Below are 4,332 nucleotides of genomic sequence, written 5' to 3' on the forward strand. Positions count from 1 at the left end.
ACTGCTGATGCTGCGCCGTCATCGTCAGGTGCTGCCACTGCGCTGGTTAACACCGAGCTGGCAGCCGGATTTGGCGCGAAATCTGGCAAAATTCACCCTGATGGCGCTTATCACCTCCGTGACCCTGCCAGTGGCGTGGGTGATGATGCGTAATCTGCTGGCCGAACAGCAGGGGTGGGCGCAGGTAGGCCTGTGGCAGGGTGTGACCAGTATTTCCGATGCCTATCTGCAATTTATCACGGCGACTTTTAGTGTCTGGTTACTGCCGACGCTGGCGCGACTGGAAAGTAAGCCGCAGATTGCGCGTGAAATTGGGCGTGCGCTGCGTTTTGTGTTACCTGCAGTGGCGGCTGCGAGTTTCTGCGTGTGGTTACTGCGTGATGTCGCCATTTGGCTGCTGTTTTCACCGCAGTTTACCGCGATGCGGGACCTGTTTGTCTGGCAGTTATGCGGTGACGTCTTTAAAGTTGGCGCCTATGTTTTCGGATATCTGGTGATCGCTAAAGCTTCACTGCGCTTTTATATTTTGACGGAAATCAGCCAGTTTGTGCTGTTAACCGCGTTCTCACATTGGCTGATTCCATTACATGGAACCGCCGGAGCCGCACAAGCCTATATGGCGACTTACGTGCTCTACTTCGCCCTTTGCTGTGGCGCCTTTATGATTTATTGCCGAAAAAAATGACTTTATTTCACGTGCTGGGATCGGATATCCCACATCATAACCATACGGTGTTGCGCTTCTTTAATGAGGTGATGAGCACCGAATTGCCGGGTGCTGGACCGCGCCAGTTTATGGTGGTGACTTCAACGCCTGAAGCGCTGCAAGCTTATACCGCGCTGCAAATCGAAAGCTATCCCAGCAAGCGCGCACTTGCACAGGCGGTAATGTCCCGTGCGGCTGATCGTACGCAACGCTTCTTCTTTCATGGACAATTCAATCCGCAAATCTGGCTGGCTTTGCTCAGCGGTAAATTACGGCGTGAGCAGGCATTCTGGCATATCTGGGGCGCTGATTTGTATGAAGAAGGGCGTGGCCTGAAGTATCAGTTGTTTTATCTGCTGCGCCGCCTGGCACAGCGTCGCATTGCTCACGTGTTCGCAACGCGTGGGGATTTGCACTTTTTTCAACAACGCCATCCGCGTGTGCCCACTTCACTGCTCTATTTCCCAACACGCATGCCCAATGCCGCAGTGCCGGGTGGTAGCACGAGCGGTGATTTCACCGTGCTGTTGGGTAACTCAGGCGATCGCAGCAACAACCATATTGAAGGCTTGCAGGCGATTCGAGCGCAGTTTGGCGATCGGGTGAAAATACTGGTCCCGCTGGGCTACCCGGAAAATAATCATGAGTACATAGAAGAGATCAACACGGACGCGCAGCGCCTGTTCCCCCAAGGTCAGGTAACCTTATTGCGCGACAAGATAGATTTTGACACCTATCTGCAATTGCTCAGCGACTGTCAGCTCGGCTATTTTATGTTCGAGCGCCAGCAAGGCATTGGCACGTTATGTTTGCTGATTCAGGCCAATATTCCCTTTGTGCTGAACCGCAAAAATCCGTTCTGGCGCGACCTCAGCGAACAAGGGTTGCCGGTTCTTTTTAGTGAAGATGCACTGGATGCGTCGAGTGTGGCTGAAGCTCAGCGGCAGCTGGCACAGTGTGATAAATCCGCGATTGCCTTTTTCGCCCCTGGTTATCTGGCTGGCTGGCGCAACGCGTTGACCCTGAGTGAAAGGGAGAGAACATGAGCCTGATGCAGTTTAGTGGTCTGCTGGTGGTTTATCTGTTCTCGCTGGGTTTCATTTTGACGCTGACCTGGCGGGAATTTAAACGGGTGCGCTTTAACTTTCACCTGTTCTTCACCATTTTATATTTGCTGACTTTTTATTTCGGGTTCCCGCTAACTAGCGTGTTGGTGTTCCGTTTTAATGTGGAAGTGGTGCCGCCGGAGTACCTGTTGCAGGCGTTGCTGGCCGCGACCAGTTTTTATGCGATTTATTACGTCAGTTATAAAGTCCGGTTGAGGCCGATCAACGCTGCACCGCGCAAACCCTGGTTGCAGATGAACCGAGTCGAAACCCATCTTACCTGCCTGTTACTGGCGCTGGTGGCGATTGGCACGGTCACGGTGTTCTTCATGCACAACGGGTTACTGTTGTTCCGACTCTCTGCGTATAACCAGATTTTCTCCAGCGAAGTGTCCGGCGTAGCGCTCAAACGCTTCTTCTACTTCTTTATTCCGGCGATGCTGATTCGTTATTTCCTCAACCCCACGCAGCGCCAGTGGCTAGGGTTTTTGCTGGTGTCGGTGGCGTTTGGTTTACTGACCTATGCGCTGGTGGGCGGGACACGCGCCAATATCATCATCGCTTTTGCCCTGTTCCTGTTTATCGGTATTACGCGCGGTTGGATCACCTTGTGGATGCTGGTGGGCGCAGGCGTGATGGCGATTGCGGGCATGTTCTGGCTGGCGCTGCGGCGCTATAACCTCGATGTGGTGGGCGATGAAGCGTTTTACACCTTCCTGTATTTAACGCGTGATACTTTCTCACCCTGGGAAAACCTCGCGCTGTTGTTGCAGGACTACGACAAAATTGATTTCCAGGGCTTAGCACCGATCTGGCGTGACTTTTATGTCTTTATCCCGAGCTGGCTCTGGCCTGGCCGTCCATCGATTGTGCTTAACAGCGCCAATTACTTTACCTGGGAAGTGCTGAACAACCATTCAGGACTGGCGATTTCGCCGACGCTGCTGGGTTCGTTGCTGGTAATGGGCGGCGTGTGGTTTATTCCGCTGGGTGCGATTGCCGTCGGCTGGCTGATGAAAGGGTTCGATAACCTCTATCTGCAAGGCCGTGATGCTTCAAACCGCTATAGCGGGGCGATTCTGCAGAGCTTCTGCTTCGGCGCGGTTTTCAATATGATCGTGCTGGCGCGTGAAGGGCTGGATGCTTTCGGTTCGCGCGTGGTGTTCTTTTGCATTATTTTTGCTGCCTGCATGGCGGTGGCTAAATTGCTGTACTGGCTGTTAGCGCGCGCGGGTTTAATTCGCTCACGTAGCGAGCCGGTGGTTCACAGCCTGTCTTAACCTTTGGGAACATGATTCATGAAAACCGATAAGCCGCGCTATAACCTGCGCGGTGTCGATCTTCACGCCTTTAACGACATGGACGGCTTCCTGCACTTCTTGCTGCCGGATGGCAAACCGCGCTGTGGCACGCTGGTGGCGATGAATGCAGAAAAGATGCTGACGCTGGAAGAAGATGCGCAACTGCGTGCACTGATTGCTGAAGCGGAATTTAAATATCCGGATGGCATTAGCATTGTGCGCTCCTTACGCAAAAAATATCCGCAGTTGCAGGTTAGTCGCATTGCTGGTGCCGATCTGTGGGAAGCCCTGATGGAGCGCGCGGGCCGCAGCAGCATTCCGGTATTTCTGATTGGTGGTCGTCAGGCGGTGCTGGATGAAACCTGTGACAAACTGCGTCGTCAGTGGAATGTGAACATCGTCGGCAGTCAGGATGGCTATTTTGCCCCGACAGAGCGTGAGGCGTTGTTTGCGCGCATTGCGGCCAGCGGTGCACAGATTGTCACGGTGGCGCAGGGCTCGCCGCGTCAGGAGTTGCTGATGCGTGACTGCCGCGCGCACTGGCCGCATGCACTGTATATGGGCGTGGGCGGTACCTACGACGTTTTCACCGGCCACGTTGCGCGTGCACCGCGAATCTGGCAGAAATTAGGTCTGGAATGGCTCTATCGTTTGATTCGGCAGCCATCGCGTTGGCGCCGCCAGTTAAAACTGCTGAAATATTTGCGCTATCATTGGCGTGGCGATCTTTGATATCGCCGATTTATTCAGCAATATCATCAGTGCAGGCAGCAAAACTGCATTAATAATCGACGGAATGCACAAAGCGTAATCAAACGCGTTTTTTTTATAAAAAAGCGCTGGACAGTATGAGGTCAAGCCCGTAGTATGCCCATCCGCAACGGCGCTACGCGCCCGTAGCTCAGCTGGATAGAGCGCTGCCCTCCGGAGGCAGAGGTCTCAGGTTCGAATCCTGTCGGGCGCGCCATTTAGTTTGTGCGCAAGAGCTTCGGTGGTTGGTTTTAACCGCGTTATGCAGTGAAAATAGTAAGCAGAGATGCTTACGCACCAGAATTATGGTGGCTATAGCTCAGTTGGTAGAGCCCTGGATTGTGATTCCAGTTGTCGTGGGTTCGAGTCCCATTAGCCACCCCAAATTTTGCTGGGCACGCGATGGTGGCGGAATTGGTAGACGCGCTAGCTTCAGGTGTTAGTGTTCTTACGGACGTGAGGGTTCAAG

The 4,332-nt window shown here is 53.5% G+C and carries 4 protein-coding genes and 2 tRNA genes; all 6 read left to right on the forward strand.

The window, feature by feature from the left end; translation table 11 throughout:
• Positions 1-685, forward strand: a 685-nt coding sequence (wzxE, locus tag H7A81_RS26145) for a lipid III flippase WzxE (RefSeq protein ID WP_182059213.1), incomplete at its 5' end; no start/stop codon positions are given.
• The gene (locus H7A81_RS26150) at positions 682-1,752 is read left to right on the forward strand and encodes a TDP-N-acetylfucosamine:lipid II N-acetylfucosaminyltransferase (RefSeq protein ID WP_182059214.1); all 1,071 of its coding nucleotides are present in this window, start codon (positions 682-684) and stop codon (positions 1,750-1,752) included. The genes wzxE and H7A81_RS26150, both read left to right, overlap by 4 nt.
• Positions 1,749-3,092, forward strand: coding sequence for an ECA oligosaccharide polymerase (wzyE, locus tag H7A81_RS26155; RefSeq protein ID WP_182059215.1), 1,344 nt, complete (start codon positions 1,749-1,751; stop codon positions 3,090-3,092). The genes H7A81_RS26150 and wzyE overlap by 4 nt, the downstream gene beginning before the upstream one ends.
• 18 nt (positions 3,093-3,110) lie before the next feature.
• The gene (gene wecG, locus H7A81_RS26160) at positions 3,111-3,845 is read left to right on the forward strand and encodes a lipopolysaccharide N-acetylmannosaminouronosyltransferase (RefSeq protein WP_182059216.1); all 735 of its coding nucleotides are present in this window, start codon (positions 3,111-3,113) and stop codon (positions 3,843-3,845) included.
• 158 nt (positions 3,846-4,003) lie between these two features.
• Positions 4,004-4,080: transfer RNA gene (locus tag H7A81_RS26165), tRNA-Arg, on the forward strand.
• Positions 4,081-4,171: 91 nt separating this feature from the next.
• Positions 4,172-4,247: transfer RNA gene (locus H7A81_RS26170), tRNA-His, on the forward strand.
• The last annotated feature ends 85 nt before the right edge of the window (positions 4,248-4,332 follow it).

It is taken from the genome of Pantoea sp. ME81, from assembly GCF_903970985.1.
GTDB lineage: Bacteria > Pseudomonadota > Gammaproteobacteria > Enterobacterales > Enterobacteriaceae > Pantoea > Pantoea communis.